The organism is Bradyrhizobium commune (genome assembly GCF_015624505.1).
GTDB classification, from domain to species: domain Bacteria; phylum Pseudomonadota; class Alphaproteobacteria; order Rhizobiales; family Xanthobacteraceae; genus Bradyrhizobium; species Bradyrhizobium commune.
In genome coordinates, this window is sequence record NZ_CP061379.1 from 5,515,425 (window position 1) to 5,540,193 (window position 24,769).

The window sequence follows — 24,769 nt, forward strand, 5'->3', positions numbered from 1 at the left end:
CCCTCTCGTCCTCCGTTGCAATGCCGATGACTCAGCAGTCCTTGTCGCTGGCGGCGCCGGTCGTCTTCGACTGTTCGGCCGCGGTCGGCTGTCCCTGCATCTGACGCTGGGCATCCTGCGACGAGGTCGCCGTGTTCTCGCTCGCCTTGTTCATGGCCGACGTCGGTGGATGTTCCTTGGCGTTTGACGACGCGGTGCCCGTGGCCTGGCTGGTCCAGCCGGTCGTTGCCGGCCCTGATCCGGCGTCGCGGCTGGCGGTATTGCAGGGACCGCCGAGAGCGATGGTGGAGCTGGCGGCCAGGACTGCGCCTACCAGCAATGATTTCGTCAGCATGACTGTCTCCTCTCTGCCTTGCCGGAATTGCAGCCGGCCGGGTCGATGCTCCTCTCCAGCCCCGGAATAGGAACGACAGGCGCCTGCCGCCGTTCCAAAGCTTTCCCGCCGAAAAGAAAAGGAGACATTTGAAATGGGTTTGTTCACCAAGGACATCAAATCGATGGAAGACCTGCTGATCCACGGTTTGCAGGATATCTATTACGCCGAACAGCAGATCCTGAAGGCGCTGCCGCAAATGATCGACAAGGCCACCAACCGGGACCTTGTGACCGGCCTCAAGAACCATCTCGAGGAAACCAACAAGCAGGTCGAGCGGCTCGAGAAGATTTTCGCGAAGCTTGGCAAGGAGCCCAGCGGAACGCAGTGCCCGGCCATCGACGGGATCATCAAGGAAGCCAACGAGACGGCGGGCGAGATCGAGGACAAGGCCGTCCTTGATGCGGCGATCGTCGCGAACGCGCAGGCCGTCGAGCATTACGAAATGTGCCGCTATGGAACGCTGATCGCCTGGGCCGAGGGACTCGGTCACGACGAGATCGTGCGCTTCCTGACGACGAACCTTAACGAGGAGAAGGCCGCCAATACCAAGTTGAATACGGTTGCCTTGCGCAAGGGCGTCAATGCCAAGGCATCAAGTGCGGCGTAGACTGACAACCTCGCGGCTCCGCAGATAGCGGAGCCGCTCGTACAGCGCCTCGCATGCCCTTCAAATGATCCTGCTCTGTCGAAGCGCCGCGATCGCGGCCTCGTCATAGCCGAGTTCCGCCAGCACGGCATCCGTATGTTCGCCGAGCGTCGGCGGACGCGTCGCGATTTTGCCCGGCGTTTCCGAAAGCCGCACCGCGGCGCGGGCGACCGGCGCCTGTTTCGGCAGGCCCGGATAGTCCACGCCTTGCAAGAAGCCCGCGGCACGAATGTGAGGATGATCCAGCGCCTGTTGCGGGCTCAGGACGGGCCCGGTCGGAATCATCGCTTTGCCCAGCGTGTCGACCGCCTCCTGCGTGGTGCGCTCGGCGCACCAGCGCGCCATCCGCTCGCTGATGATGGGGCCGTGATTGCCGCGGCTGATGTCATCGGCAAAGCGGGGATCGTTGAGCCATTTGTCCTCCTCGCCCATCAGCTTCGCCCAGCGCTTGAACAGGGGATGACCGGTGACCTGGCACAGCACCCAGCCATCCTTGGTGCGGTAGATGTCGACGGGCGCCGCGGTCTGGCCGAGATTGCCGGTCGGCACGCGATTGACGTTGATGACGGCCTGCTCGATCAGCGTCGCATTGGTGAAGGACAACGCGGTTGCGAGCAGCGCACCCTCGACGATCTGGCCGCGCCCGGACTTGCCGCGCGCGATCAGCGCTGCGAGCGTCCCGAACGCGCAGTGCAGCGCGGTTCCGAAATCGACCCAGTTCACCGCCGCGCGATAGGGCGGATCGCCGGCACCGGTCATGTAGACCGAACCCGACATCGCCTGCCCGACGCCGTCGAAGCCGACACGGTCGGACCAGGGTCCCGGCCCGCCGAACGCCGTTGCCGTCGTCAGGATGATGTCCGGCTTGATCGCCTTGAGCTGCTCGTAGTCGAGCTTCATCGCGCGGAGCGTCTGCGGCGGCAGATTGGCGACGACGACGTCGGCGGTCGCCACGAGGCGGCGCATCACCTCCTGCCCCTCCGGCTTCATCGGATCGAGCGTGATGCACTTCTTGTTGCGGTTGACCTGGAGGAACAGCGCGCCCTCGCCGCCTTCGCCGACCGGCGCGACGAAGCGGTCCTCGCTGCCGTCGCGCTTTTCCACGCGAATGACCTCGGCGCCGAACTCGGCCAGCAATGTCGCGCAATAGGGCCCGGCGATATAGCGCCCGAAATCGAGCACGCGCACGCCCTCCAGAACTCCTCCCATCGATCCCTTCCCTTAATTCTTATGTCGCCAGATTACAGGGACTGGCTGCCACGGCAAGGCGGCAACGGGCATGATGCCCTGCCCCCAAGATGTGATCGGCCGGCCGTTTCGGCTGGCGGAAATTCTGCTCTAGTATGGCTCCGTCAGTCCCCAGCGAGAAGCACAGCCATGCCGCAACAATTCGATCGATCCGCAGAAGATCTCGGCAACGCGATCCATTTCGAGCACGTCAACATCCAGGTCCCGGACCAGCGTCTCGCCGCGCTGTTCTATGTCACGGGCCTTGGGCTTACCCGCGATCCCTTTCTGATGGTGTCCGACACCAACATGTGGATCAATGCCGGACGCAGCCAGTTTCACTTGCCGAGCGGCAGGCCGCAGGTGCTGCGCGGCCATACCGGGCTGGTCATCGAGGGGCGGGAGGCGCTGCTGCAACGGCTGGCATCCGTGGCCAAGAAGCTCGAGGGCACGGCCTTCGCGTTCGCCGAGCATAACGACCATGTCGAGGCGACCTGCCCCTGGGGCAACCGCATGCGCTGTTACGAGCCCGACGCGGCGCGCTTCGGGCGCATCACGCTCGGCATCCCCTATGTCGAGTTCGACGTTCCCGTTGGGACCACGCCTTCGATCTGCGCCTTCTATCCTGACGTCATGGGCATGCCGGCCCAGTTGCGCAACGGCGACGGCAAGGTTGCGGCGGTCAAGACCGGCCGCGACCAGCATCTCTTGTTCCGCGAGACGGATCGGCCGCAACCGGATTATGACGGCCACCATGTGCAGATGTACATCACCGACTTCTCCGGCCCCTACCGCAGGCTGCTCGCGCGCAACCTCGTCTCGCGCGAGGACAATCAATATCAGTACCGGTTCTGCGACATCGTCGATCTCGACAGCGGCAAGCCGCTGTTCACGGTCGAGCACGAGGTGCGCAGCGCGACCCATCCGATGTTCATGCGGCCGATGGTCAATCGCAATCCCGTGGTGAACAACCGCAACTACGCGTACGGCCACGATCAGTCGTCGTGGGCAATGGGGCCGGATCAATACGACGGGTAGCGGCGAAACGTCACAGAATGGTTATGTCGGATCGATAGGGATTGCCGGCTGAGCTTTCTCATGCGGGGCGATGTCAGTTGCCATGAAGATCGACGACCCCCGGCAGTTGTTGCATTCGGCCATGCAACACTTCCACGCCGGACAGCTGGAGCAGGCGGACTTCCTCTGCCGCACGGCGCTGAAGGGGCATAACAGTGCAGATGGCTGGCATCTGCTCGGCATGATCGCGCTGCGCAGCGGGCGCATCGAGGAGGCCGCATCCTGCCTGAAGAAATGCACCAAGCGTCAGCCTGACAATCCGGCGGCGTTGTGCAGCCTGGGCATTGCCTACAAGGCGTTGGGGCGATTGAGCGAGGCGGCGACCGCCTTCGAGCAGGCCGCGCGCGCGGACCCGCGCAGCAGCCAGATCCTGTACAATCTCGGCAATGCACGTACCGCATCGGGTGAGTTCAAGGCCGCCATCACGGCCTACCGTCAGGCGCTGACGCTGGATCCGTCGCGACCGGAGTACCATACAAACCTGATCTTCGCGCTCAATTTCGATCCCGCGGCCGGGCCGGAAGATCATCAGCGCGAGCGGCTCAGCTATGGCGACATGCAGCGTGCGCAGACTGCGCCGGCGCCTGCCGCCGAGAGCCGTCCATACGACCCCGAGCGGCGCTTGCGCGTCGGCTATGTCAGCGCGCATTTCCGCCATCAGGCCGCGACCTACGCCTTCGCGCCCGTCATCATCAACCACGACCCGACTGCCTTCGACGTCGTCTGCTATTCCGACACGGCGATCGAGGACGATCTGACGCGCCGACTGCGCGGCCATGTGAAAACCTGGCGCGCGACCGCCACACTGTCCGATGCGGAATTGATCGCGCTGATCAGGGCCGACGACATCGACATCCTCGTCGATCTGGTCGGGCACATGGTCGGAAACCGGCTCGAGGTGTTCGCCCGCAAGCCGGCGCCGGTGCAGGTGACCGGCTGGGGCGAGCCGACGGGGACGGGCCTCACCACGATGGACTATCTCCTCGCAGATCCGGTTCTGGTCCCGCCCGACATGCGCTTCCGCTTGCGGGAGGAGGTGATCGATCTGCCCTGCTTTCTCAGCTTCTGGACGCCGGAGCCGCTGCCAGATCCGGGACCGCTGCCGGCGCTGGCCGCCGGCCATGTCACGTTCGGTTCGTTCAACCGGCCCGAGAAGCTGTCCGATCCGGTGCTGCGGCTCTGGGCCGCCATGCTGCGCGCGCTGCCCAATGCACGCCTCGTTCTGAAAAGCTCGAGCTTCGGAAATGCTGCTCACCAGCAGCGCATTCGCTCGGTGTTCCAGCGCGAAGGCATCAAAAGTAGTCGACTGACCATCCTGGGCGACACCGATCGCGACGCGCATATGCTGGCCTACCGAACCGTCGATGTCGCGCTCGATCCGTTTCCTCACGGTGGCGGCATGACCACGCTCGATGCGATCGCCATGGGCATCCCCGTGATCACCTGTCCGGGGCCGACGATCTCGTCCCGCCTTGCCGCCGCCTGTGTCACGGCGGTGGGTCTGCCGGACTGGGTCGCGCCAAACCACGATGACTATGTCGCGCTGGCGGCACGCATGACCACGGACCTCGATGGGCTCGCACGGCTTCGAGGGTCGTTGCGCGACAGGCTGATGCGGTCGTCCGTCGGAGATACCAGGTCATACGCGCATGCCGTCGAAGCCGCGTATCGTGACATGTGGCGCCGCTGCTGCGCCCGCGCGCAGGACAGCGGCCTCGAAGTCAGCTAGCTCGCGGGATTGCTGGCGAGCGAGGCATCAAGATCGATCGCGGATACGGATCCAGGCGATCGCAAACAACACCATCCAGAGGGCGTCGATTGCGCCACCGAGCAGCGGCGCGCCCGGAGCCAGGCGCCCTGTCAAGAAGAGTACGAGGCAGACGCTGAAGAATGAAAACTTTTCCAGGATACTCAACGCGACCAGCGGCCGGAACCGGATCGGATCAGTCGCGATGAAGAAGAATACGATCTGCCACAGTGTCACAGCTCCACCAAAGCCGTAGTAGAATTCCGGATGAGTGATCGCCGGCGGCGCCCGGACGGCAAGCTCGTTCTCGAAAAAGAAACCCGGGACAAGAACAAGCAGACCATATGTCCCGGCAGCAAGAAAGATCCAACGCGCATAACGTATCTTATTGTCGGACCTTAGCTCCATCGTGCACCGTCCTGCTCATGCGTCGGTGTAGCAGGCGATCCCTGCTTCAAGCGCCGATCGGGGCCCGGTCCGCGAAGCGGGGCGGACGGTTCTCGAGATTGGCTCTGACGGCCTCGACCTGATTGGCTGAGCCGATAAGGCCATGCTGCTCAGCCGTTTCCGCCGCAAGCAGCGCCGCAGCATCAGTCGCCGCGCCGAGATTGATGAGGCGCTTGGCCGCCCGGATCGCGTCGGGACTACGCGACGCGATTTCGCGCGCGGTCGCCATCGCGACTGCGTGAGGATCCTCAACCAGGCGCGTAATGAAGCCAAGCTCAAGAGCCTCCTCGGCCGAGAATATCCGCGCGGTGTAGGTGAGCTCGCGAACCACATCCTCCCGCGCCAGACGCCGCATCAGATAGGTGCCCGCCATGTCAGGTACGAGGCCCCAGCTTGTCTCAAGCACGCAAAAGCGCGTCCCCGGCGCCGCAAAGCGCAGATCAGCTCCCAGCGCAAGCTGGAAGCCGCCTCCCAACGCAAAACCATGCACGGCCGCGATCACCGGGACCTCGAGCTCTCGCCACTGCCAGACGACGTGCTGGACGAAATTGGCAAGGCCGTGCGTGCGCTTCATCAGGTCCGCAAAGGGAAGCAGCGGCTCGCCATTAACAATTGCCGACATCCGTTCGACATCGAGACCCGCACAAAAGCCGCGGCCCTCGCCTGAAAGCACGACCGCGCGCACGCTCCGGTTCCGGTTCAACCGGCTGCCTGCTTCGGCAATCGCCTCGAACATCGTCGGGTCGAGGGCGTTCAGCTTGGCGGGACGCGCCAGCCGGACGTCGGCTATTCCGTCATTGACTGCGAGATGAATGCGATCGTCCATCTGGACCCCTACTGTCCTGCGCGCCCGAACCAACGTCATGTCGTCAAATGCCAGCCTCCCAGCGGGTCGCGCTGAAGGGTCGTCGTGCGCGATCCGAACGGCTCGGGCGTCACGCCCTTGATCCAAAGCTCGATCCGTTCGATCTTGACTTCGATGAAGCCGGCATTGGCCCGATCCGTCTCGGTGGGAAAGTGACGCGAATGGGCGTCTTCCTTCCAGAGTGCCCGGATCTCGGACGTCCTCTCGATCAAACGGGCGGCGCCGGTAACGCCCACAAAGGCGTTCTCAAGCGCGTCCTGAAAGATGAGGCTGACGGTGGGAGCCCGCCGAAGATGGGCAATCTTGCGCGACCGCAAGTCGGTCAAAAACCGAATGGTCCAGTCATCATCATTTTCGCCCGGAGGAAGACGCTCCATCGGCCGCCCGCAAACACCTTCATCGCTTGAGCTGAGCAGCCAGCAATATTGCACTCCGGCGGCGACCTTTTTCGCACCCGCCAACATCCGCTCGACATGCTCGGGCTCTTGTCCGTCCTCGATACTCAACATTACGGTTCTCGCCAGCTTTGAGGTGTCATGAAGCCTTAGCAGTTGTTGACCCCCACGTCTAGACCGTATAGTCTACAAATATGGGACGAGCGTTGTTTGACGAAGCCGGCTTCCTGGAAGCCGCACGAATCCTGGCCAGCGAGCACGGACCCGGCGCCGTTACCGTCGATTCCGTGACACAGCGCATGAAGGCGCCAAAGGGTTCGTTCTATCATCGCTTCTCGTCCCGCGACGTGCTGCTTGGGCAATTGTGGCTGAAGCTGGTGCTTGCCTATCAGGAGGGATTTATCGCTGCGATCGAGGCGGGTGCGGGTCTTGAAGCGGCGCTGCACATGCCGCGCTGGGCGAGAGCGCATCTCGACGATGCGCGCGTACTCTTGCTTCATCATCGAAACGATTTCGTACAGGGCGACTGGCCTGCGGAACTCAGACGCGGCGTCCGCGACCAGGCGGATCGCCTCCAGGAATGTCTGGCCAGGTTCGCGCGCGACGTTTTCGGCCGGGCGGGTCCTCTCCAGATTCGCCGCGCCAGTTTCGTTCTGGCGGAAGTTCCGGGAGCCGCAATCAAGGGGCATCTCGAACGGGGCGAAGTGCCGCCGCCGATCGTCGATGAGCTGATCACCAAGACCTATCACGCGATCGTCGAAAGCGAACGCTAGCGCTCGTTTCCCGCGAAATCGGACCTGCCTCCGGCCCGATCATAAGGTGGTTGCGGTTCCGATAATTGTGCTCCGCAACCATCGGTGAGCGGGGACGTCATCAAAGCGCCGATGCCAGCTCATCACGCTGTGCAGAACCGGGGCTTCGAAGGGCAGCTCCCTCATCTCGATGGGATAGGCGCGGCGGAACTCCATCGCGAGCTTGCGTCCGAGGATGGCGACCAGGTTCGATTGGACCAGAACCGCCCCCGCGGAGAGATAGGGCACGTCGGCGGCGACAAAGCGGGCACTTTTCCGTGCCTTCAAGAATGCATCCACAAATTCCAAATTCTCCCCGCTCGAGCTGATCCCCAGGTGCCGCAGTTCGGCAAGCGACGACGCCGTCAACCGCCTTCGTAGTGCGGGATGGCCACTCCGGAGCACGGCCACAAATCGATCCTCGATGAGCTGCTGCGAGGCAAACCGCTCTCCGTCGATGGCCCGCCCCGACAACGCGAGATCGAGCTCGCCGCGGTCTAATCGATCCGTGAGGTTCAGCGTCCCGCTGGGCACAAGCGACAGGCGCACGGCCGGTGCCTGCGCGCGCACCGCGGCCACGATCGGCCCCACCGCGACCACGGCTGCATAATTGTTTACTGCAATCGTGAAACGCCGGTCTGCGGTCGAGGGATCGAAGGTGTCCCCCTCGACCGCGAGTTGCAGCTCGTTGAGCGCCTTGCGCACGGGCAGCGCGAGCTGTTCGGCTCGCGGGGTCGGGCTCATTCCCGCGGGCGTGCGGATGAACAGCTGATCCTTCAACGCATGACGCAGCCGGTTGAGCGCGTGACTCACGGCCGGCTGGCTGATGGCGAGGCTGTCTGCCGCGCGAACCACGCTGCGCTCGCGCAGCACGGCGTCGAACACCAGCAGCAGATTGAGATCGAGGTTGCGCAGTCTCATGGGCTCCGATGCACAGCGTGAATTGGTGAATTACCTCAATTCATTTGAATAATAGACCGGCCGCGTCCAACTTCAAGTCATGTCAATACGCTCGCCAAGCGAGACCGCCGCGCGGACGGCGCGCGGCGCCGCAAAAGTCGTCGTCGCCGTTATTGCCGGGCCAGATGCCCTGCTGGTCGCGACACCCGAGATGCTGCGTCAATGGCGCCGGCTGACGCCGCTCGCTGTGTGGTCCGCCGTTTCCGTCGGCCGTGGCAATTCCGAAGAGATTTTGCGCAGCCTCGCCACGGAGATGGCGCGGCTGGACGTCGAGCCGCACCGGCTGATCCTGCTCGCAGAGGGCAAGACCGCCCGCGCCGCACTCGAGCTCGTGCTGCAAGGGGCGATCGACTGCGCCGGCCTGCTTGCGATTGCCGCTCCCGGCGCGCCGCTGCCGTTTCCTATCGTCCCCACCGCCGCCGCCATCCGCCTCGTCGTGCGGCGTCAGGATCGCGAGGACGCGCCGGCCGATCTCATCACCGCGCTAAGGGCCAGCTATGTCGACACGCGGATCATCGGGTTCGATGCGCCCGCGGCGAACGACCTGCGTGCCGCGGCGAGCGCGGCCGAAACCTACGTCCTGGAACTGGTCGCCAATGCCAGCCGCCAAAACCGTCACCATGGAGTGTGAAGCAATGCCGTCCAGAAAGACCCTTCTCCTCGCCGGCACGGTGCTCCTGATCGGAGCCGGGGCCGGCGCGTATGCCCTGCATGGCCCCGCACCAAGCCATGCGGCTGAGCCCAAGGCCACACCCACGGCTGCGTCACCCGTTCCGGTGACGGCCGCGCTTGCGCACAAGGGCGACGTGCCCATCGTGCTCGAAGGGCTCGGTACCGTGACGCCGATCAACACCGCGACCATCCACACCCAGGTCCAGGGTACGCTCGACAGCGTCAATTTCGTCGAGGGACAGGCGGTGAAACGCGGCGACGTGCTGGCGAAGATCGACCCGCGCGTGTTCGAGGCGCAGGTCGACCAGGCGGAAGCTGCCCTCGCCCGCGATCAGGCCAGCCTCAAGAACGCGCAAGTCAACCTCGCGCGAACGCAGCCGCTCGCCGCGCGCGGGTTTGCCACCCAGCAATTGCTCGACACCCAGGATTCCCAGGTGGCGCAGGGCCAAGGCACGGTCGCGCTCGACAAGGCAGCGCTGGAAGCCGCGCAAACCCAGTTGAGCTACACCACGATCACCGCGCCCTTCGACGGGATCACCGGCATCCGTCACATCGATCCCGGCAATATCGTGCATCCGACCGACACGACTGGCCTTGTGACCCTCACGCAGATCGAGCCGATCTCGATCATCTTCACCCTGCCCTCGACCGACATTCCGAAAGTGCAGAAAGCGATCGCATCCGGCGAGGCGTCGGTCGACGCCTATGACGCCGCCAACACCCACAAGCTCGACCATGGCAACCTGATGCTGATCGACAACCAGGTCAATGCATCCACCGGCACAGTGCAACTGAAGGCGTCGTTTCCGAACGAAAGGAAGAACCTCTGGCCGGGATCGTTCGTCAACATCCACCTCACCGTCGCGCTTCGCCATGACGCCGTGACCGTACCGCTGACGGCCGTTCAGCAGGGACCGAACGGCGCCTTCGTCTATGTCGTCGATGCGAACCACGTGGCGAGCGAGCGCGGCGTCAAGGCCGGCCAGTCGCGCGACGAAAAGGTGCTGATCGACCAGGGCCTGTCCGGGAGCGAAACCGTCGTCACCGCCGGCCAGTACCGGCTGACGCCCGGGACATCGGTCGAAATCGTCCCCGACAGCCGCAAGGACATCGTTCAGAACGCAACCACCGCAAGCGCAGGCATGCTGCCATGAGCATCTCCCAAGGTTTCATTCGCAAACCCGTCGCCACGGTTTTCGTCGCGATCGGCATCACGTTGATCGGCCTGGTTGCCTTCTTCCGGTTGCCCATTTCGGCCCTGCCGACGGTGGATACACCGACGATCCAGGTCACCGCGCAACTGCCCGGCGCCGACCCTCAAACCATGGGCTCGTCGGTCGCCACGCCATTGGAGCGCCAGTTCGGGCAGATCGCAGGGCTGACCGCCATGACCTCGTCGAGCGGCTTCGGCAACACCGAGATCACCCTGCAATTCGCGCTGAGCCGCGGCACCGACGCGGCTGCGCAGGACGTGCAGGCCGCGATCAACGCGGCGGCCGGGCAATTGCCGAAAACCATGCCGTCGCCGCCGATCTTCCGGAAAGTCAATCCGGCCGACGTGCCGGTGCTCCTGATCGCGCTGACGTCGGACACCGAGCCGCTCACCAAGGTCGACGACTATGCCGACAGCATCCTGGCGCAAAAGCTGTCGCAGGTGCCGGGCGTGTCATTGGTCACGATCGGCGGCATGCAAAAACCCTCGATCCGTGTCCAGGTCAATCCGGCAAAGCTTGCCGCGGCCGGCATCGATCTCGAGCAATTGCGCTCGACACTCGGCAACGTCACCGTCAACCAGCCCAAGGGCGTCCTCTACGGCGATGCACAGGCCTACACGCTTGCGACCAATGACCAGGTGCTGACCGCCAAGGGCTATGAAGATCTGATCATCGCTTATCGGAACGGCGCGCCGGTGCGGCTGCGTGACATCGGCCATGCCGAGGTCGCGGCGGAGGACGTGACGCTGCACGGCTGGTACAACGACAAGCCGTCGATTGTTCTCGCCATTCAGCGCCAGCCGGGCGCCAACGTGATCAGCACGGTGGACGGCATCAAGAAGCTGCTGCCGCAGCTGGTCGCGGGCCTGCCCTCGGATATCAAGGTCACGATCGCATCGGACCGCACGCAAACGATCCGCTCCAGTGTCGCCGACGTGCAATTCACCCTGCTTCTCACCATCGCACTCGTGGTCGGCGTCATCTTCCTGTTCCTCCGCAATTTCTGGGCGACCGTCATTCCCGCGATCTCGGTGCCGATCTCGCTGATCGGCACCTTCGGCGTGATGTATCTCCTGAACTACAGCCTCGACAATCTGTCGCTGATGGGTCTTTCGATCGCGGTCGGCTTCGTCGTCGACGATGCGATCGTCATGATCGAGAACATCTCGCGGCATATCGAAGAGGGACTGTCGCCGCTGGAGGCCGCGCTGAAGGGCGCCGGCGAGATCGCATTCACCATCATATCGATTTCGGTCTCGCTGGTTGCGGTGTTCATTCCGCTGCTGCTGATGGGCGGCGTGATCGGACGGATGTTCCAGGAGTTCGCGGTCACCGTCTGCGTCGCGATCGCCGTCTCCGTCATCGTGTCGGTGACGTTGACACCGACGATGTGCGCTTACCTGCTCTCCAGCCACGGCGCAGGTACGGGCGTGGTATCGCGGACGCTGGAGCGCGGATTCGTGGCGATCCAGCGCGGCTATGAAGCGCTCTTGACGGTTGCGTTGCGGTTCAAGCTCGCGACGCTGGCGGTCATGCTTGCGAGCGTCGTGGCCACGGGCGTGCTGTTCGTAGGCATTCCGAAGGGGTTCTTTCCCCAGCAGGACACCGGCATGATCACCGGCATCACGGAAGCCTCGGCCGACGTCTCGCCGACAGAGATGGCGGAGTTGCAACGGGGCGTGATCGACGTGATTGCCAAGGACCCATCGGTCGCCAACGCCACGGGTTACATCGGCCCTGGGGGACCTACCGTGACCGAGAACAACGGCCGCCTGTTCGTGCTGTTGAAGCCGCGGAACGAGCGCCAGTTCGGCGCCGACGAGGTGATCCGGCAGCTCGATGCCAAGCTCGCCAAGCTCCAGGGGATCGCCGTGTTCATGCAGGCGACGCAGGACATCAATCTTGCCAGCCGCCTGTCCAAGACCCAATACCAGTTCACGCTCACGGATGTGAACCAGGACGAGCTGAACAGCTGGGCCGGCAAGCTGTTCGAGAAACTGAAAAAGCGGCCGGAACTCGCCGACGTCGCCAGCGACCAGGCCAATGCCGCCCGTCAGCTCAAGCTCAAGATCGACCGCGATGCCGCCTCCCGCCTCGGCATCGATCCGGCGGCGGTGGACAACACGCTGTACGATGCGTTCGGCCAGCGTCACGTCGCCCAGCTCTTCACCACGTTGAATACCTACTACGTGATCCTCGAGGTCGATCCGTCGTTCCAGTCCGGCCCCTATGCGCTGAACCGCATTTACGTCCGCTCGTCGAACGGAACAGTCGTACCGCTCAGTCAGTTCACGACCATCGAACATGGCTCGGCAGCGCTGGCGGTGAACCATCAGAACCAGTTCCCGTCGGTCACGCTGAGCTTCAATCTGGCGCCAGGCACGGCCGTCGGCACGGCGGTCGCCGCCGTGCAGCAGGAAACGGCCGCGCTGCATATGCCGTCGACCGTCGCGACGAGCTTTCAGGGCAATGCCCAGGCATTCCAGTCTGCGCTCGCCTCCACGCCCGTGCTGATCCTGGCTGCAATCGTCGCAGTCTATCTGATCCTCGGCATGCTCTACGAGAGCACGATCCATCCGGTCACGATCCTGTCGACGCTGCCGTCCGCCGGGCTTGGCGCGCTCCTGGCGCTCTGGATTTTCGGTTTCGGGCTCGACGTCATCGGGCTGGTCGGGATCATCCTCCTGATCGGCCTCGTGCAGAAGAACGGCATCATGCTGATCGATTTCGCGCTCGAGGCCGAGCGCCACAGGGGACTCTCGGCCGAACAGTCCGCGCTCGAGGCCTGCAAGGTCAGATTCCGTCCGATCCTGATGACGACCATGTGCGCGATGCTCGGCGGCGTTCCGCTGATGATCGGCACCGGCACCGGATCGGAATTGAGACAACCGCTCGGCTTCGCGATCGTCGGCGGCCTGATCGTCTCGCAGCTCCTCACGCTGTTCACGACGCCGGTGGTCTACATCTATCTCCAGAACGTCAGCGACTGGTTCGCGCGCAAGCGCACGATGAATCGCGCTCCCCTTCCCGCCGTCAAACCGGAGCTTGCGGGATGAACAGCAGGACAGAGGATCCGTCCATCCGCATGGGCATCGTCCCGGAGCCCTCGGCCACTTTCTGGATCAACTGGTTCCTCGCGGCCATGGCTGGCGAGATCGCGGGCCATGCGCTCAATCATGTCTACTTTCACCGCTCGGGACGCGTGATCGTCGCGTTGATGCTGTGCCTCCTTGCGATGTCGATATTGCAGGGAGCAACCCGACGGCTTCAGCGGACGATCTTCTGGTCCGCCGCATTCCTGCTCAATCTATTGGGTGCGGTCCTCGCGGAGACGACGGACATCTCGATGGGAATTGGCGACATCGGCGCGATCGTGCTGATCGCCATCTTGCTCATCTTCTCGTTCGTGATCTGCTATCGCCTGACGGGAAACCTGCCGGGCCCGACGGACGGCTCCAATGTCCGCGGCTTCTTCTGGGTCACGGCACTGCTGGCCCAAACCGCCGCCAGCGCCTGCGCGGACTGGATCACCGACCCCGGCGGTCCGCCGGAGCGCCTGGCGATCGCCGTGATCGCGCTTGGCACCGCCGCGACCATCGGGGTCTATTCATGCACGCGCATGCCGCGCTCGATATTGTTTTGGCCCGCTTTCGTTCTGTCGGGGACCTTGGCCGCGCTCGCAGGACACGTCGTTCTGAAATCAATCGCATGAAATAAGCAAAATGCAGGGATAGCCGGCTTGCGGAGCTTCTGGCTGGGGCGGGAGGGATCGAACCTCCGAATGGCGGAATCAAAATCCGCTGCCTTACCGCTTGGCTACGCCCCAACTGCGAGGGAACGGCTGAGCGCGACGACCGCAGCATTCCCTCGAATGCTGCCGGTCTATAGGGTGCGGCGCGGCATTTCAACCGCCTGGAGGGGCAAAATACCACAGGCCGGAGGCGGCTCCCGCCACACTTTAAATGAAGGTCCCGCCCCCTGCCCGATCCCGGCCCGCTTCCGGCCATTGAGACCTCGCGCGTTTCATGGGAATACGGCGCCAAACCTTGTCCACGGGGAGTGAGCCATGACCTACCGCGCGCCGATCTCTGACATGCTCTTGTCGCTCAACCATGGCGCCGGCCTGAAGGCGGCCATGGAGGCCGGCCATTACGGCGATTTCGACGCCGACATCGTCGCCGCGGTGCTGGAGGAGGCCGGCAAGTTCGCAACCGACGTGCTGGCGCCGCTGAACAAAATCGGCGACGAGCACGGCATCAAGCTCGATGACGGCAAGGTCACGACCGCGCCGGGCTGGCCGGATGCCTACAAGCGCTGGACCGAGGGCGGCTGGAACGCGGTCTCGGGGCCTGAGGATTTCGGCGGCCAGGGCCTGCCGCTCGCCATCAACGCCGCCTGCACCGAGATCTGGAGCGCCTCCAACGTGGCCTTCGGCCTGTGCCCGCTGCTCACAGCGTCCGCGATCGAAGCGCTGGATGCGCATGGCAGCGAGGAGCTGAAAAAGATCTATCTCGAGAAGCTCGTCACCGGCGAATGGACCGGCACGATGCAGCTCACCGAAGCGCAGGCCGGCTCCGACGTCGGCGCGCTGCGCACGCGCGCGGAGAAGCAGGCGGACGGCACCTATCGCATCAAGGGGACGAAGATCTTCATCACCTATGGCGACCACGACATGACCGACAACATCGTGCATTTCGTGCTCGCGCGGCTGCCGGACGCGCCGGCCGGCACCAAGGGGATCTCGCTGTTCCTGGTGCCGAAATTCATGGTCAACGCCGACGGCTCGCTGGGGCAGCGCAACGACATCTTTGCCTCCGGCGTCGAGCACAAGCTCGGCATGCACGCCTCGCCGACCTGCACCATGACCATGGGCGATCACGGCGGCGCGATCGGCTTTTTGATCGGCGAAGAGAACCAGGGCATGCGCTGCATGTTCACGATGATGAACCAAGCCCGCCTCGGCGTCGGCCTCGAAGGCGTCGGCGTCGCCGATCGCGCCTATCAACAGGCGCTGGCCTACGCGCAAGAGCGCAAGCAGGGCCGCGCCATCGGCAAGACCGGCGACGGGTCGGATGCGATCTTCGTCCATCCCGACGTCAAGCGCATGCTGATGCGGATGCGGGCGCAGACGGCGGCCGCGCGCACCATCTGCTATGCCACCGCGGTTGCGATCGACGTCTCGACGCGTGCCAAGGACCCCAATGTCCGCGCCGAAGCGGCCGCGCGCGCGGCGCTGCTGACGCCGATGGCAAAAGGCTATTCCACCGACATCGGCAACGAGGTCGCCTATCTCGGCGTGCAGGTGCATGGCGGCATGGGCTTCATCGAGGAGACCGGTGCCGCCCAGCATTATCGCGATGCCCGCATCACCGCGATCTACGAAGGCACTAACGGCATTCAGGCGATCGATCTCGTGACGCGCAAGCTCGCGGCCAATGGCGGCGCCTCGGTCTGGGCGCTGCTGTCGGAGCTCTCCGCCATCGTGAAGCAGGTCGAGGCCTCCAACGATCCCGCCTTCGGCACCACCGGGGTGAAATTGCGCGAGGCGCTGGAGGCGCTGACGCGGACCAGCAAGTGGCTCTTGGAACGCGTCGCGTCCGCCCCGAACGAGGCGCTGGCCGGCGCGACGCCGTATTTGCAGCAGTTCGGCTCGACGCTCGGCGGCTGCATGCTGGCCTCCGAAGCACTCGCCGCGAAGGCCGACGGCCTTGCGGATGCGTCGCGCTATGTCTCCCTCGCGCGCTTCTTCGCCGAGAACATCACGGTGCAAGCGGGCGCACTGGAGCGCACGGTGACCGAGAGCGCGGAATCGGTCGCGGCGGCGGATGCGGTGCTGCTGGGATAAGGCTACGGCGCCACGACCTTCGCGCTTCGCCCCGGCCGCCACAGCACGACGCTGGCTGCGACCAGATCGAGCGCCACGCACAGCGCGAACGCCGTCGTGTAGTTGCCGGTCAGGCTCCGCACGAGGCCGATGATGCCGGGGCCGAAGGCGCTGACGATGCCGCTGATCGAGGTCCCCAGGCCCATTGCTGCGGCAAAGGCGGTGCTGCCGATCTCGCGCTGGATGATCAGGGGCGGAAACGTGATCATGTTGCCGATCGAGAAGCCGTAGACGGCGCAGCAGACCAGCAGCACCGTCGGACTCTCGCTTTGCAGGAGAACAAGCAGCGCTGCCGCCTGGCTCGTCATCGACGCCGCGCAGGCGAGCCGCGGATCGAGCCGGTCGACGAACAGGCCGAGCGACAATCGCCCGACCACCGCCATGGCCGCCATGATGGTGACCGCAAGGCCAGCGCTGGAGCGGCCGATCAGCGGCTCGAGGAATGTCACCTGGTGGATGATGAATCCCATCTGCGCCAGCAGTGCGATCGCGATCGGCAGCACCATCGTCCAGAACGCGGCATTGGCGAGCAGCGCCCTGCGCGAGTGACCTCGAGGTACGACGGCGCTGCCGGAGAGGCGGCCGGCTGACTGCAGCGACGCAGCCGCCGGCCAACGGATAAAGACGACGACCACCGGCAAGACCAGCGCCACCATCGCGATGGTGGCTGCCAGCATGGCGCAGCGGAAGCCGACGCTTTCGCTCAGCGCCAGCAGCAGCGGAACGAGGACGATGCCTCCACAGGTCGCGCCGTTGAATGCAAGGCTGAGTGCGAGCCCGCGGCGCCGTTCGAACCAGGCGTTCAGCACGGTTGCGATCACCACCGTGCCCATGCCGGTCCAGCCGACCGACATCAGCGCATAGGCGAGATAGAGTTGCCAGGGCGACTGCATCAATCCCAGCAGCACGGTCGACGCGCCAAGCGCCGACAGCCCGCACAGGATCAGCGCCCGCAGCCCGATGCTGGCGAGCAGATCGTCGGTGAAGACGACGAGGATGGAGGTCAGGAGGAACGAGAAGGTGCTGGCGGCAGAAACCAGCGTGCCCGGCCAGCCATGGGCGCGCTGGAGCTCGGCGAGATAGACGCCCTGGCCGTAGAGGCCGAAGCCGAACATGAAGAAGGCCATCAGGAAACAGGCCAGCACCACACGCCAGCCGGGATAATGCGGCGAGGATTCGTCAACGCCCGTTGCGGAAATCATCAATCGAATATCGGCCAAATGGAACGTGGGCGCCGATCGTGCCGCACAACCACCGGTTTTTCAAATGAAACATTGTAGCCGATTGTTGCGGCGCGCAACGCCGGCCAAAATCCAAGGCAGCCTTAAAATCCAAGGCAGCCTTGGCGACACGGTTCCCCGGACGAATGCACCCGTCGCGCGCGTGTCATCCACCGCGCTCACGGTATCCCGAGCGAAAAGGTTGAGCCACAGGATTGGCACGCCTGCGAGATGATGTAGGCTGAAACGGGCGAGACTCGCCGACGGCAGGCGCCGCGGCAGCCGCAGGGGGACCTTATGCCGAACGGCAACATCATCGTGACGGAGGAGCGCGCAACGCGCGTGATCACCCTGCGCCGTCCGGGCAAGAAGAACGCGATCACGCAGGACATGTATCGCGAGATGAGCCGCGCAATCGACACCGCGCAGAACAATCCCGACATCCGCTGCATGATCATCACCGGCGGCTCCGGCGTGTTCACCGCCGGCGACGATATCGACGACTTCCTGAAGGCCGATGCGTCGCGCCCCGAGGCGCTGTCGAACGGCACCAAATTTCTCTATTCGCTGGCACTGAACACCAAGCCGATCATCGCCGCCGTCGATGGCGCATCGATCGGCATGGGCACCGTGATGCTGTTCCATTGCGATTACGTACTGGCTTCCACCGCAGCGACCTTCTCCGCGCCCTACATCAATCTCGGCCTGGTGCCGGTCGGTGCCGCGAGCCTGCTGATGCCGCGCACGATGGGTTATCAGCGCGCCTTCGCCATGCTGGTGATGGGACGGACTTTTGCCGCCGAAGAGGCCCAGGCCGCCGGCTTCGTCAATGCCGTGGTGTCGCCCGGGCATACCGAGGTCGAGGCCCGCAAGGTGGCGCGCGAGATCTGCAAGCTTCCGGCCGAGGCGGTCGCGACCTCGCGAAAATTGCTGCGCACCGCGCCGGAAGAGCTCACCCGCCGCATCGACCAGGAAGGCCATTTGTTTGGCGAGCGGCTGAAGTCGGACGAGGCGGTCGCCGCGTTCAAGGCGTTTGCGAACCGGAAGAAGCGGTAGTGACGAGCGGCCGGCGCGTTCACGACAATGCTTCGTGAAATCTTCGCGCGGAACGATTAGTCTTGTTCCATGCGATACGCTTTCCCATTCCTCGTGACGGCCCTCACGCTCGCCGCCCTGCCCGCGGCGGCCGAGACCGCCGCGCCGGTCGAGCTGCGCATCCTCGCGATCAACGATTTCCACGGCAATCTTCGGCCCCCGCCGGGCGGCATCCGCATCAATGATCCCGAGGACAAAAGCAAGAAGGTGATGGTGGCAGCCGGCGGCGCCGAATACATGGCGACGCTGGTGAACCAGCTGCGCGACGGGCACAAGAACGCCATCTTCGTCGCCGCCGGCGACCTGATCGGCGCGAGCCCGTTTCTGTCGGCGATGTTTCACGACGAGCCCTCGGTCGAGTCGCTCTCGATGATGGGGCTTGCGATCACCTCGGTCGGCAATCACGAGTTCGACGAGGGCAAGACCGAGCTGTTGCGCATGCAGAACGGCGGCTGTCATCCGCTTGACGGCTGCCAGGGCCCACATCCCTTCACCGGAGCCAAATTCCACTATCTCGCCGCCTCCACCATCGAGACCGCGACCGGCAAGAGCGTGCTGCCGCCTTACGAGATCCGGGAGTTCGACGGCATTCCCGTCGCCTTCATCGGCCTGACCTTGAAGGGCACCGCCGGCATCGTCTCGCCGACGGGCATTGCCGGCCTCGAATTCCGCGACGAGGCCGAGACGGTGAATGCGCTGGTGCCACAACTGAAAGCGCGCGGCGTCGAGGCGATCGTGGTGCTGATCCATGAAGGCGGCGAACCTGTCGGCGACTACAATGAATGCCCGGGCATTTCAGGGCCGATCGTCGACATCGTGAAGAAGTTCGACCGCGCCGTCGACGTCGTCGTCAGCGGTCACACCCATCGCGCCTATGTCTGCAACATCGACGGGCGCCTCGTCACCAGCGGCGACAAATACGGCACGCTGGTCACCGCGATCGATCTCAAGCTCGATCCGGCGACACGTGACATCGTCGGGGCCAAGGCCGAGAACGTCATCGTCGCCAACGCCTCGCTCGCCAAGGATCCCGAGCAGACCGCTCTCATCGACGCCTATGACAAGCTGTCGGCCCCGATCGCCGGCCGCCCGGCGGGATCGGTGACGCAGACGCTGTCGCGGATTCCAAACGAGGCCGGCGAAAGCGCGCTCGGCGACATCATCGCGGATGCACAGCTTACCGCGACCAAGGACGCCAAGGATGGCAGCGCTGTCATCGCGCTGACCAATCCCGGCGGCATCCGCACCGATGTCGTGCCGAAGGAGAACGGTGCGGTGTCTTTCGGCGATTTGTTCGCGAGCCAGCCGTTCCGCAACCGCCTCGTCACTCTGACGCTCACCGGCAGCCAGCTCAAGGACATGCTGGAGCAGCAATGGCTCGATCCGAAGCGGCCGCGGATCCTCCAGGTCTCGAACGGTTTCAGCTACAGCTGGGACGCATCGAAGCCGCTCGGCGAGCGCATCATCGCCGACAGGATGACGCTCAACGGCAGGCCGATCGAGCCGGCCACAGGCTACCGTGTCACCCTCAACGACTACCTCGCCGTCGGCGGCGACGGCTTTACGGTCGCCAAGCAAGGCTCATCGCCGCAATATGGCGGTTACGACGCCGACGCCTTGTTTGCCTTTTTTAGGGCGCATGGACCGATCGGTCCGCTGCCGCCCACCCGCATCCTACGCGTGAATTGATCTGGGTCAGACCGGCGAGCCCTTTGCCAAGTGGGCCCAAACTCTTACATTGCGTTTTGCATTGCGTTTTGGCGCCGGATGCGCCAAGCGACGTCACGAGCCCGTATCCTGTGAGGCCGACCTGATGAGCACGCTTCTCCTGTCCCACAAGGCCTGCCTCGACCACGTCACGCCGCCGGGACATCCTGAGAGACCCGACCGCCTGCGCGCGGTGGAGGAAGCGCTGTCGCAGGAGCGCTTCCAGTATCTGGTACGCGACCTGGCGCCGGAGGGCGATCTCGATCTCGTCACGCTCTGCCACAACGAGGATTACGTCACCGAGCTGCGCCACATCGCGCCGACCAGCGGCCAAGTCTATATCGACGGCGACACCTCGATGTCGCCGGGCACGTGGGAAGCGGTGATGCGCGGCGTCGGCGGCGCGGTCGCAGCGACCGAAGCGGTGATGAATGGTGAGCACCGCAACGCCTTCGTCGCGGTGCGCCCGCCGGGCCATCACGCCGAGATCGGCAAGCCGATGGGCTTCTGCTTCTTCGACAATGTCGCGATCGCTGCGCGCCACGCGCAGCGCAAATACGGCATCAAGCGCGCGGCCATCGTCGATTTCGACGTGCATCACGGCAACGGCACGCAGGACATCTTCTGGTCGGACCCGACCGTGATGTACTGCTCGACACACCAGATGCCGCTGTTTCCAGGCACCGGTGCGCGCGGCGAGCGCGGCGATCACGACACCATCGTCAACGCGCCGCTCGCGTCCGAAGACGGTGGGCCGGAATTCCGCGCCGCGCTCGAGAATCTGATCCTGCCACGGCTGACGGAATTCAGCCCTGAGCTGCTCATCATCTCCGCGGGCTTCGACGCGCATTACCGCGATCCTCTCGCGTCGCTGAATTTGCGCGGGGAGGATTATGCCTGGGTGACGCGCAAGCTGATGGACCTCGCCGACAAGTCGGCGGAGGGCCGCGTTGTTTCGGTGCTCGAGGGCGGCTATGACCTGCAAGGACTGAAAGAATCTGTTACGGCGCATGTCGGCGCCTTGATGGGCGCCTGACGACAATCGCCACATTAAGCCCGCAAAATCCGCCTTCACTGCAATGAAAGCGAATCGGGCAATCGGAAGCGGATATGGCCGAAAATACCCAAGTCGACGTCTCCCGGCTCACCTTCGAGCGCGCGATCGAGGAACTCGAAACGATCGTGAAGCGCCTCGAAGACGGCAAGGTGCCGCTTGAGGAATCCGTGACGATCTACGAGCGCGGCGAGGCGCTGAAGCGGCGTTGCGAAGAGCTGCTACGGCAGGCCGAGGCGCGCGTCGACAAGATCACCACCGATGCCAGCGGCCAAGCCACCGGTACGGCGCCGCTCGACGTGCAATAAAGGCTCGCCGCAGGAACAATTTTTCCATGATCCCTCGAGGCGTGTTCCGCGCACGGGAACGCAAGACCGATGACGAGGTCGGAACTCGCCTCGCGCATGCTCCCAGCCGCTCTCGAATCCAGCCAAAACAGCCGCGTTCTTGCCGAAACCTGCCGAGGAACCGGGCAAGACGGGAACCTCAGCCCCGGCGTCAGGGTTAACCAAACTGGCCCGCCGGTTGCACCTGCATACCCGTAATCGGCCGGGCGGGTTGGCTTTGGCCTCAGGTTTGGTGTAAAGCTGCGCGGAGTGTGGCTTTTTGGAAGCCTTGCGTGGGGACCGAATACCAAGCGCAAATGCTTCAAATCGCTGATGAAATTGGCTGGGACGGACGAAGCCGATCTAAGTGACAGGGATCACGGGGACTGAACCGGAGCGCACTTGGGCTCACCAACGCTTGAACGAGGGGCTTTGCCCCGGGCGGGTGGCTTCGACGGTCTGGGGACTCGCGCTGCGCCGATATTGTGCAAACCCATCGCGCACCGGAATGACCTTCCGGCGCTGACAAATTGGAAATCGCTGTGAACGCATACAGTAAAACGCCGCTTCTCGACACCATCCGGACGCCGGACGACCTGCGCAAGCTCAAGATCGAGCAGGTTCGCCAGGTCGCCGACGAGCTGCGTCAGGAGACCATCGATGCCGTCTCGGTGACCGGCGGTCATTTCGGCGCGGGCCTCGGCGTGGTCGAGCTCACCACCGCGATTCACTACGTCTTCGACACGCCGCGCGACCGGCTGATCTGGGACGTCGGCCATCAGGCCTATCCGCACAAGATCCTCACCGGTCGCCGCGACCGCATCCGCACGCTGCGCACCGGCGGCGGCCTGTCCGGCTTCACCAAGCGCAGCGAGAGCGATTACGATCCGTTCGGCGCCGCGCATTCCTCGACCTCGATCTCCGCCGGTCTCGGCATGGCGGTTGCGCGTGACCTCGCCGGCGGCAAGAACAACGTTATCGCAGTGATCGGTGACGGCGCGATGTCGGCGGGCATGGCCTATGAAGCCATGAACAATGCGGGTGCGATGAACTCGCGCCTGATCGTCATCCTCAACGACAACGACATGTCGATCGCGCCGCCGGTCGGCGCGATGAGCGCCTATCTGTCGCGGCTCTATTCCGGCAAGACCTATCGCACGCTGCGCGAGGCGGCCAAGCAGATCAACCAGCGCCTGCCCAAGGTGCTCGCGAACCGTGCCAACCGCGTCGAGGAATATTCCCGCGGCTTCATGATGGACGGCGGCACGTTGTTCGAGGAGCTCGGCTTCTACTATGTCGGCCCGATCGACGGTCATAACCTCGACCATCTGCTGCCCGTGCTGAAGAACGTCCGCGACATGGAGACCGGCCCGATCCTGGTCCACGTCGTGACGCAGAAGGGCAAGGGCTACGGCCCGGCGGAAGCCTCCGCCGACAAGTACCACGCCGTCGTCAAGTTCGACGTCGCGACCGGCACCCAGGCCAAGGCCAAGCCGAACGCGCCGGCCTACCAGAACGTGTTCGGCCAGAGCCTTGTCAAGGAAGCGCAGAAGGACGACAAGATCGTCGCCATCACCGCGGCGATGCCGTCGGGCACCGGCGTCGACATCTTCAACAAGGCGTTCCCGGAGCGCACCTTCGACGTCGGCATCGCCGAGCAGCACGCGGTGACCTTCGCCGCCGGTCTTGCGACCGAAGGCTACAAGCCGTTCTGCGCGATCTACTCGACCTTCCTCCAGCGCGGCTACGACCAGATCGTGCATGACGTCGCGATCCAGAACCTGCCCGTCCGCTTCGCCATCGACCGTGCCGGCCTCGTCGGCGCCGACGGTGCCACGCATGCCGGCTCGTTCGACAACGCCTATCTCGGCTGCCTGCCGAACATGGTGATCATGGCGGCGGCCGACGAAGCCGAGCTCGTGCACATGGTGGCGACCCAGGTCGCGATCAACGACCGCCCGAGCTCGCTGCGCTATCCGCGCGGCGAAGGCCGCGGCATCGAGATGCCCGAAATCGGCGTGCCCCTCGAGATCGGCAAGGGCCGCATGATCCGCCAGGGCAGCAAGATCGCGCTGCTCTCCTTCGGCACGCGCCTCGCCGAATGCGAGAAGGCGGCCGACGAGCTCGCCGCCCACGGCCTCTCGACCTCGATTGCGGACGCGCGCTTCATGAAGCCGCTCGACACCGAGCTGGTGCTCAAGCTCGCCCGCGACCACGACGTCCTGATCACGGTCGAGGAAGGCTCGGTCGGCGGCTTCGGCTCGCATGTCGCGCAGTTCCTGACCGACCAGGGCGTGCTCGACACCGGCATGGTCAAGTTCCGCACGATGGTGCTGCCCGACGTGTTCCAGGACCACGATACGCCCGCCGCGATGTACGCCCGCGCCGGTCTCGACGCCAAGGGCATCGTCGCCAAGGTGTTCGAAGCGCTCGGCAAGGACGTCAAGACCGAGACGGTGAAGCTCGCCTGAGGCGAGCTTCGACCTTCGCCGAAGCAGCGACCTTCATGAAAATCTATCTGGCGGGCCCCGACGTGTTCCTGCCGGATGCGATCGAAATCGGCCGACGCAAGGCGGACATCTGCGCGGCCCATGGCCAGAGCGGCCTCTATCCGCTCGACAACAAGATCGACCTCACCGCACCTGACGCCTCGCGGCAGATCTTTTGCGGCAACGAGGCGATGATGGACCGGGCTGACGCCATCATTGCCAATCTCACGCCGTTCCGCGGCGCCGGCGCCGATCCCGGCACCGTCTACGAGCTCGGCTACATGGCCGGCCGCGGCAAGCTTTGTCTGGCCTATTCCAACGATCCCGCCACCTATGCCGACCGCGTCTCGCGTTTCATGAACGTCACCTCCGAGGACGGGCGGCTGGTCGATGCGCAGGGGCTGACGGTCGAGGATTTTGGTCTCGTCGACAATCTCATGATGATCCACGCGGTGGAGCTGCATGGCTGCCCGCTGGTGACGCCGGCGGAGATGCCGATCGACGTCTGGCACGATCTCTCAGCGTTCGAGGCTTGCGTCCGGATGGCGGCTGCGCGAGTTTCGCAGTAACAAGCGCT

22 protein-coding genes and 1 tRNA gene are annotated in these 24,769 nt (G+C 64.5%); 15 read left to right on the forward strand and 8 right to left on the reverse strand.

Annotated features, from left to right (window positions below):
• Positions 1-31: 31 nt before the first annotated feature.
• Positions 32-334, reverse strand: coding sequence for a hypothetical protein (locus tag IC761_RS25900; protein ID WP_195799513.1), 303 nt, complete (start codon positions 332-334; stop codon positions 32-34).
• 133 nt (positions 335-467) lie between these two features.
• Between IC761_RS25900 and IC761_RS25905 the strand changes: the two genes are divergently transcribed.
• Entirely contained in the window at positions 468-983 is a 516-nt protein-coding gene (locus tag IC761_RS25905) for a YciE/YciF ferroxidase family protein (RefSeq protein ID WP_195799514.1), read from the forward strand.
• A gap of 60 nt (positions 984-1,043) precedes the next feature.
• On the opposite strand, the gene IC761_RS25910 is transcribed toward IC761_RS25905, so the two are convergent.
• Positions 1,044-2,231 carry a CaiB/BaiF CoA transferase family protein gene (locus IC761_RS25910; protein ID WP_195799515.1) on the reverse strand — a complete coding sequence of 396 codons (1,188 nt, stop codon included), beginning with the start codon at positions 2,229-2,231 and terminating at the stop codon, positions 1,044-1,046.
• A gap of 168 nt (positions 2,232-2,399) precedes the next feature.
• Between IC761_RS25910 and IC761_RS25915 the strand changes: the two genes are divergently transcribed.
• Positions 2,400-3,287: a hypothetical protein gene (locus IC761_RS25915; protein ID WP_195799516.1), complete on the forward strand. Its 888-nt coding sequence runs from the start codon at positions 2,400-2,402 to the stop codon at positions 3,285-3,287.
• Positions 3,288-3,369: 82 nt separating this feature from the next.
• Positions 3,370-5,055, forward strand: a complete 1,686-nt coding sequence (locus IC761_RS25920) for an O-linked N-acetylglucosamine transferase, SPINDLY family protein (RefSeq protein ID WP_195799517.1) — start codon at positions 3,370-3,372, stop codon at positions 5,053-5,055.
• Between the two features lie 27 nt (positions 5,056-5,082).
• On the opposite strand, the gene IC761_RS25925 is transcribed toward IC761_RS25920, so the two are convergent.
• Genes IC761_RS25925 through IC761_RS25935 form a run of 3 tightly spaced genes read right to left on the reverse strand, consistent with a single transcriptional unit; the run spans position 5,083 to position 6,894 of the window.
• Positions 5,083-5,481: a hypothetical protein gene (locus IC761_RS25925; protein WP_195799518.1), complete on the reverse strand. Its 399-nt coding sequence runs from the start codon at positions 5,479-5,481 to the stop codon at positions 5,083-5,085.
• Positions 5,482-5,527: 46 nt separating this feature from the next.
• Positions 5,528-6,346 carry a crotonase/enoyl-CoA hydratase family protein gene (locus IC761_RS25930; RefSeq protein ID WP_195799519.1) on the reverse strand — a complete coding sequence of 273 codons (819 nt, stop codon included), beginning with the start codon at positions 6,344-6,346 and terminating at the stop codon, positions 5,528-5,530.
• A gap of 35 nt (positions 6,347-6,381) precedes the next feature.
• Positions 6,382-6,894 carry a pyridoxamine 5'-phosphate oxidase family protein gene (locus IC761_RS25935; protein ID WP_195799520.1) on the reverse strand — a complete coding sequence of 171 codons (513 nt, stop codon included), beginning with the start codon at positions 6,892-6,894 and terminating at the stop codon, positions 6,382-6,384.
• Positions 6,895-6,986: 92 nt separating this feature from the next.
• Here IC761_RS25935 and IC761_RS25940 point away from each other — a divergent pair, with 92 nt between their 5' ends.
• Entirely contained in the window at positions 6,987-7,553 is a 567-nt protein-coding gene (locus IC761_RS25940; protein ID WP_195799521.1) for a TetR/AcrR family transcriptional regulator, read from the forward strand.
• 39 nt (positions 7,554-7,592) lie between these two features.
• Here the strand turns inward: IC761_RS25940 and IC761_RS25945 are convergent, their stop codons facing one another.
• Positions 7,593-8,492, reverse strand: a complete 900-nt coding sequence (locus IC761_RS25945; protein WP_195799522.1) for a LysR family transcriptional regulator — start codon at positions 8,490-8,492, stop codon at positions 7,593-7,595.
• 79 nt (positions 8,493-8,571) lie between these two features.
• Here IC761_RS25945 and IC761_RS25950 point away from each other — a divergent pair, with 79 nt between their 5' ends.
• Genes IC761_RS25950 through IC761_RS25965 form a run of 4 tightly spaced genes read left to right on the forward strand, consistent with a single transcriptional unit; the run spans position 8,572 to position 14,129 of the window.
• Positions 8,572-9,162 (forward strand): hypothetical protein, encoded by a 591-nt coding sequence (locus IC761_RS25950; RefSeq protein ID WP_195799523.1) that lies wholly within the window; start codon positions 8,572-8,574, stop codon positions 9,160-9,162.
• 4 nt (positions 9,163-9,166) lie between these two features.
• Entirely contained in the window at positions 9,167-10,357 is a 1,191-nt protein-coding gene (locus tag IC761_RS25955) for an efflux RND transporter periplasmic adaptor subunit (RefSeq protein ID WP_195799524.1), read from the forward strand.
• On the forward strand, positions 10,354-13,473 hold the full coding sequence (locus IC761_RS25960) for an efflux RND transporter permease subunit (protein ID WP_195799525.1): 3,120 nt from the start codon (positions 10,354-10,356) through the stop codon (positions 13,471-13,473). Before IC761_RS25955 ends, IC761_RS25960 begins: the two co-directional genes overlap by 4 nt.
• Positions 13,470-14,129: a hypothetical protein gene (locus IC761_RS25965; protein ID WP_195799526.1), complete on the forward strand. Its 660-nt coding sequence runs from the start codon at positions 13,470-13,472 to the stop codon at positions 14,127-14,129. The genes IC761_RS25960 and IC761_RS25965 overlap by 4 nt, the downstream gene beginning before the upstream one ends.
• Positions 14,130-14,168: 39 nt before the next feature.
• Here IC761_RS25965 and IC761_RS25970 read toward each other — a convergent pair.
• Positions 14,169-14,243 (reverse strand) — tRNA-Gln (locus tag IC761_RS25970).
• A gap of 240 nt (positions 14,244-14,483) precedes the next feature.
• Between IC761_RS25970 and IC761_RS25975 the strand changes: the two genes are divergently transcribed.
• Positions 14,484-16,262: an acyl-CoA dehydrogenase family protein gene (locus tag IC761_RS25975; protein ID WP_195799527.1), complete on the forward strand. Its 1,779-nt coding sequence runs from the start codon at positions 14,484-14,486 to the stop codon at positions 16,260-16,262.
• A 2-nt stretch (positions 16,263-16,264) separates the two neighbouring features.
• Here IC761_RS25975 and IC761_RS25980 read toward each other — a convergent pair whose 3' ends face one another.
• A complete protein-coding gene (locus IC761_RS25980; protein WP_195799528.1) occupies positions 16,265-17,503 on the reverse strand; it encodes an MFS transporter in 1,239 nt (412 codons plus the stop codon).
• A 315-nt stretch (positions 17,504-17,818) separates the two neighbouring features.
• Here IC761_RS25980 and IC761_RS25985 point away from each other — a divergent pair, with 315 nt between their 5' ends.
• The 6 genes from IC761_RS25985 to IC761_RS26010 all read left to right on the forward strand — a co-directional run bounded on the left by IC761_RS25985 (position 17,819) and on the right by IC761_RS26010 (position 24,761).
• Positions 17,819-18,577, forward strand: coding sequence for an enoyl-CoA hydratase-related protein (locus IC761_RS25985; protein WP_195799529.1), 759 nt, complete (start codon positions 17,819-17,821; stop codon positions 18,575-18,577).
• 69 nt (positions 18,578-18,646) lie between these two features.
• On the forward strand, positions 18,647-20,305 hold the full coding sequence (locus tag IC761_RS25990; protein WP_195799530.1) for a bifunctional metallophosphatase/5'-nucleotidase: 1,659 nt from the start codon (positions 18,647-18,649) through the stop codon (positions 20,303-20,305).
• 124 nt (positions 20,306-20,429) lie between these two features.
• Positions 20,430-21,359 carry a histone deacetylase family protein gene (locus IC761_RS25995; protein WP_195799531.1) on the forward strand — a complete coding sequence of 310 codons (930 nt, stop codon included), beginning with the start codon at positions 20,430-20,432 and terminating at the stop codon, positions 21,357-21,359.
• Positions 21,360-21,433: 74 nt separating this feature from the next.
• Complete coding sequence (locus tag IC761_RS26000) at positions 21,434-21,685, forward strand: exodeoxyribonuclease VII small subunit (protein WP_008132970.1); 252 nt, start codon at positions 21,434-21,436, stop codon at positions 21,683-21,685.
• A gap of 560 nt (positions 21,686-22,245) precedes the next feature.
• The gene (dxs, locus tag IC761_RS26005; protein ID WP_195799532.1) at positions 22,246-24,174 is read left to right on the forward strand and encodes a 1-deoxy-D-xylulose-5-phosphate synthase; all 1,929 of its coding nucleotides are present in this window, start codon (positions 22,246-22,248) and stop codon (positions 24,172-24,174) included.
• 35 nt (positions 24,175-24,209) lie between these two features.
• A complete protein-coding gene (locus IC761_RS26010; RefSeq protein ID WP_195799533.1) occupies positions 24,210-24,761 on the forward strand; it encodes a nucleoside 2-deoxyribosyltransferase in 552 nt (183 codons plus the stop codon).
• Positions 24,762-24,769 lie beyond the last annotated feature (8 nt).

Bases quoted from the DNA above. Each gene is read 5' to 3' on its own strand.
- IC761_RS25900 (WP_195799513.1), bottom strand. From the start codon at position 334: ATGCTGACGAAATCATTGCTGGTAGGCGCAGTCCTGGCCGCCAGCTCC.
- IC761_RS25905 (WP_195799514.1), top strand. From the start codon at position 468: ATGGGTTTGTTCACCAAGGACATCAAATCGATGGAAGACCTGCTGATC.
- IC761_RS25910 (WP_195799515.1), bottom strand. From the start codon at position 2,231: ATGGGAGGAGTTCTGGAGGGCGTGCGCGTGCTCGATTTCGGGCGCTAT.
- IC761_RS25915 (WP_195799516.1), top strand. From the start codon at position 2,400: ATGCCGCAACAATTCGATCGATCCGCAGAAGATCTCGGCAACGCGATC.
- IC761_RS25920 (WP_195799517.1), top strand. From the start codon at position 3,370: ATGAAGATCGACGACCCCCGGCAGTTGTTGCATTCGGCCATGCAACAC.
- IC761_RS25925 (WP_195799518.1), bottom strand. From the start codon at position 5,481: ATGGAGCTAAGGTCCGACAATAAGATACGTTATGCGCGTTGGATCTTT.
- IC761_RS25930 (WP_195799519.1), bottom strand. From the start codon at position 6,346: ATGGACGATCGCATTCATCTCGCAGTCAATGACGGAATAGCCGACGTC.
- IC761_RS25935 (WP_195799520.1), bottom strand. From the start codon at position 6,894: ATGTTGAGTATCGAGGACGGACAAGAGCCCGAGCATGTCGAGCGGATG.
- IC761_RS25945 (WP_195799522.1), bottom strand. From the start codon at position 8,492: ATGAGACTGCGCAACCTCGATCTCAATCTGCTGCTGGTGTTCGACGCC.
- IC761_RS25950 (WP_195799523.1), top strand. From the start codon at position 8,572: ATGTCAATACGCTCGCCAAGCGAGACCGCCGCGCGGACGGCGCGCGGC.
- IC761_RS25955 (WP_195799524.1), top strand. From the start codon at position 9,167: ATGCCGTCCAGAAAGACCCTTCTCCTCGCCGGCACGGTGCTCCTGATC.
- IC761_RS25960 (WP_195799525.1), top strand. From the start codon at position 10,354: ATGAGCATCTCCCAAGGTTTCATTCGCAAACCCGTCGCCACGGTTTTC.
- IC761_RS25965 (WP_195799526.1), top strand. From the start codon at position 13,470: ATGAACAGCAGGACAGAGGATCCGTCCATCCGCATGGGCATCGTCCCG.
- IC761_RS25975 (WP_195799527.1), top strand. From the start codon at position 14,484: ATGACCTACCGCGCGCCGATCTCTGACATGCTCTTGTCGCTCAACCAT.
- IC761_RS25980 (WP_195799528.1), bottom strand. From the start codon at position 17,503: ATGATTTCCGCAACGGGCGTTGACGAATCCTCGCCGCATTATCCCGGC.
- IC761_RS25985 (WP_195799529.1), top strand. From the start codon at position 17,819: ATGCCGAACGGCAACATCATCGTGACGGAGGAGCGCGCAACGCGCGTG.
- IC761_RS25990 (WP_195799530.1), top strand. From the start codon at position 18,647: ATGCGATACGCTTTCCCATTCCTCGTGACGGCCCTCACGCTCGCCGCC.
- IC761_RS25995 (WP_195799531.1), top strand. From the start codon at position 20,430: ATGAGCACGCTTCTCCTGTCCCACAAGGCCTGCCTCGACCACGTCACG.
- IC761_RS26000 (WP_008132970.1), top strand. From the start codon at position 21,434: ATGGCCGAAAATACCCAAGTCGACGTCTCCCGGCTCACCTTCGAGCGC.
- IC761_RS26010 (WP_195799533.1), top strand. From the start codon at position 24,210: ATGAAAATCTATCTGGCGGGCCCCGACGTGTTCCTGCCGGATGCGATC.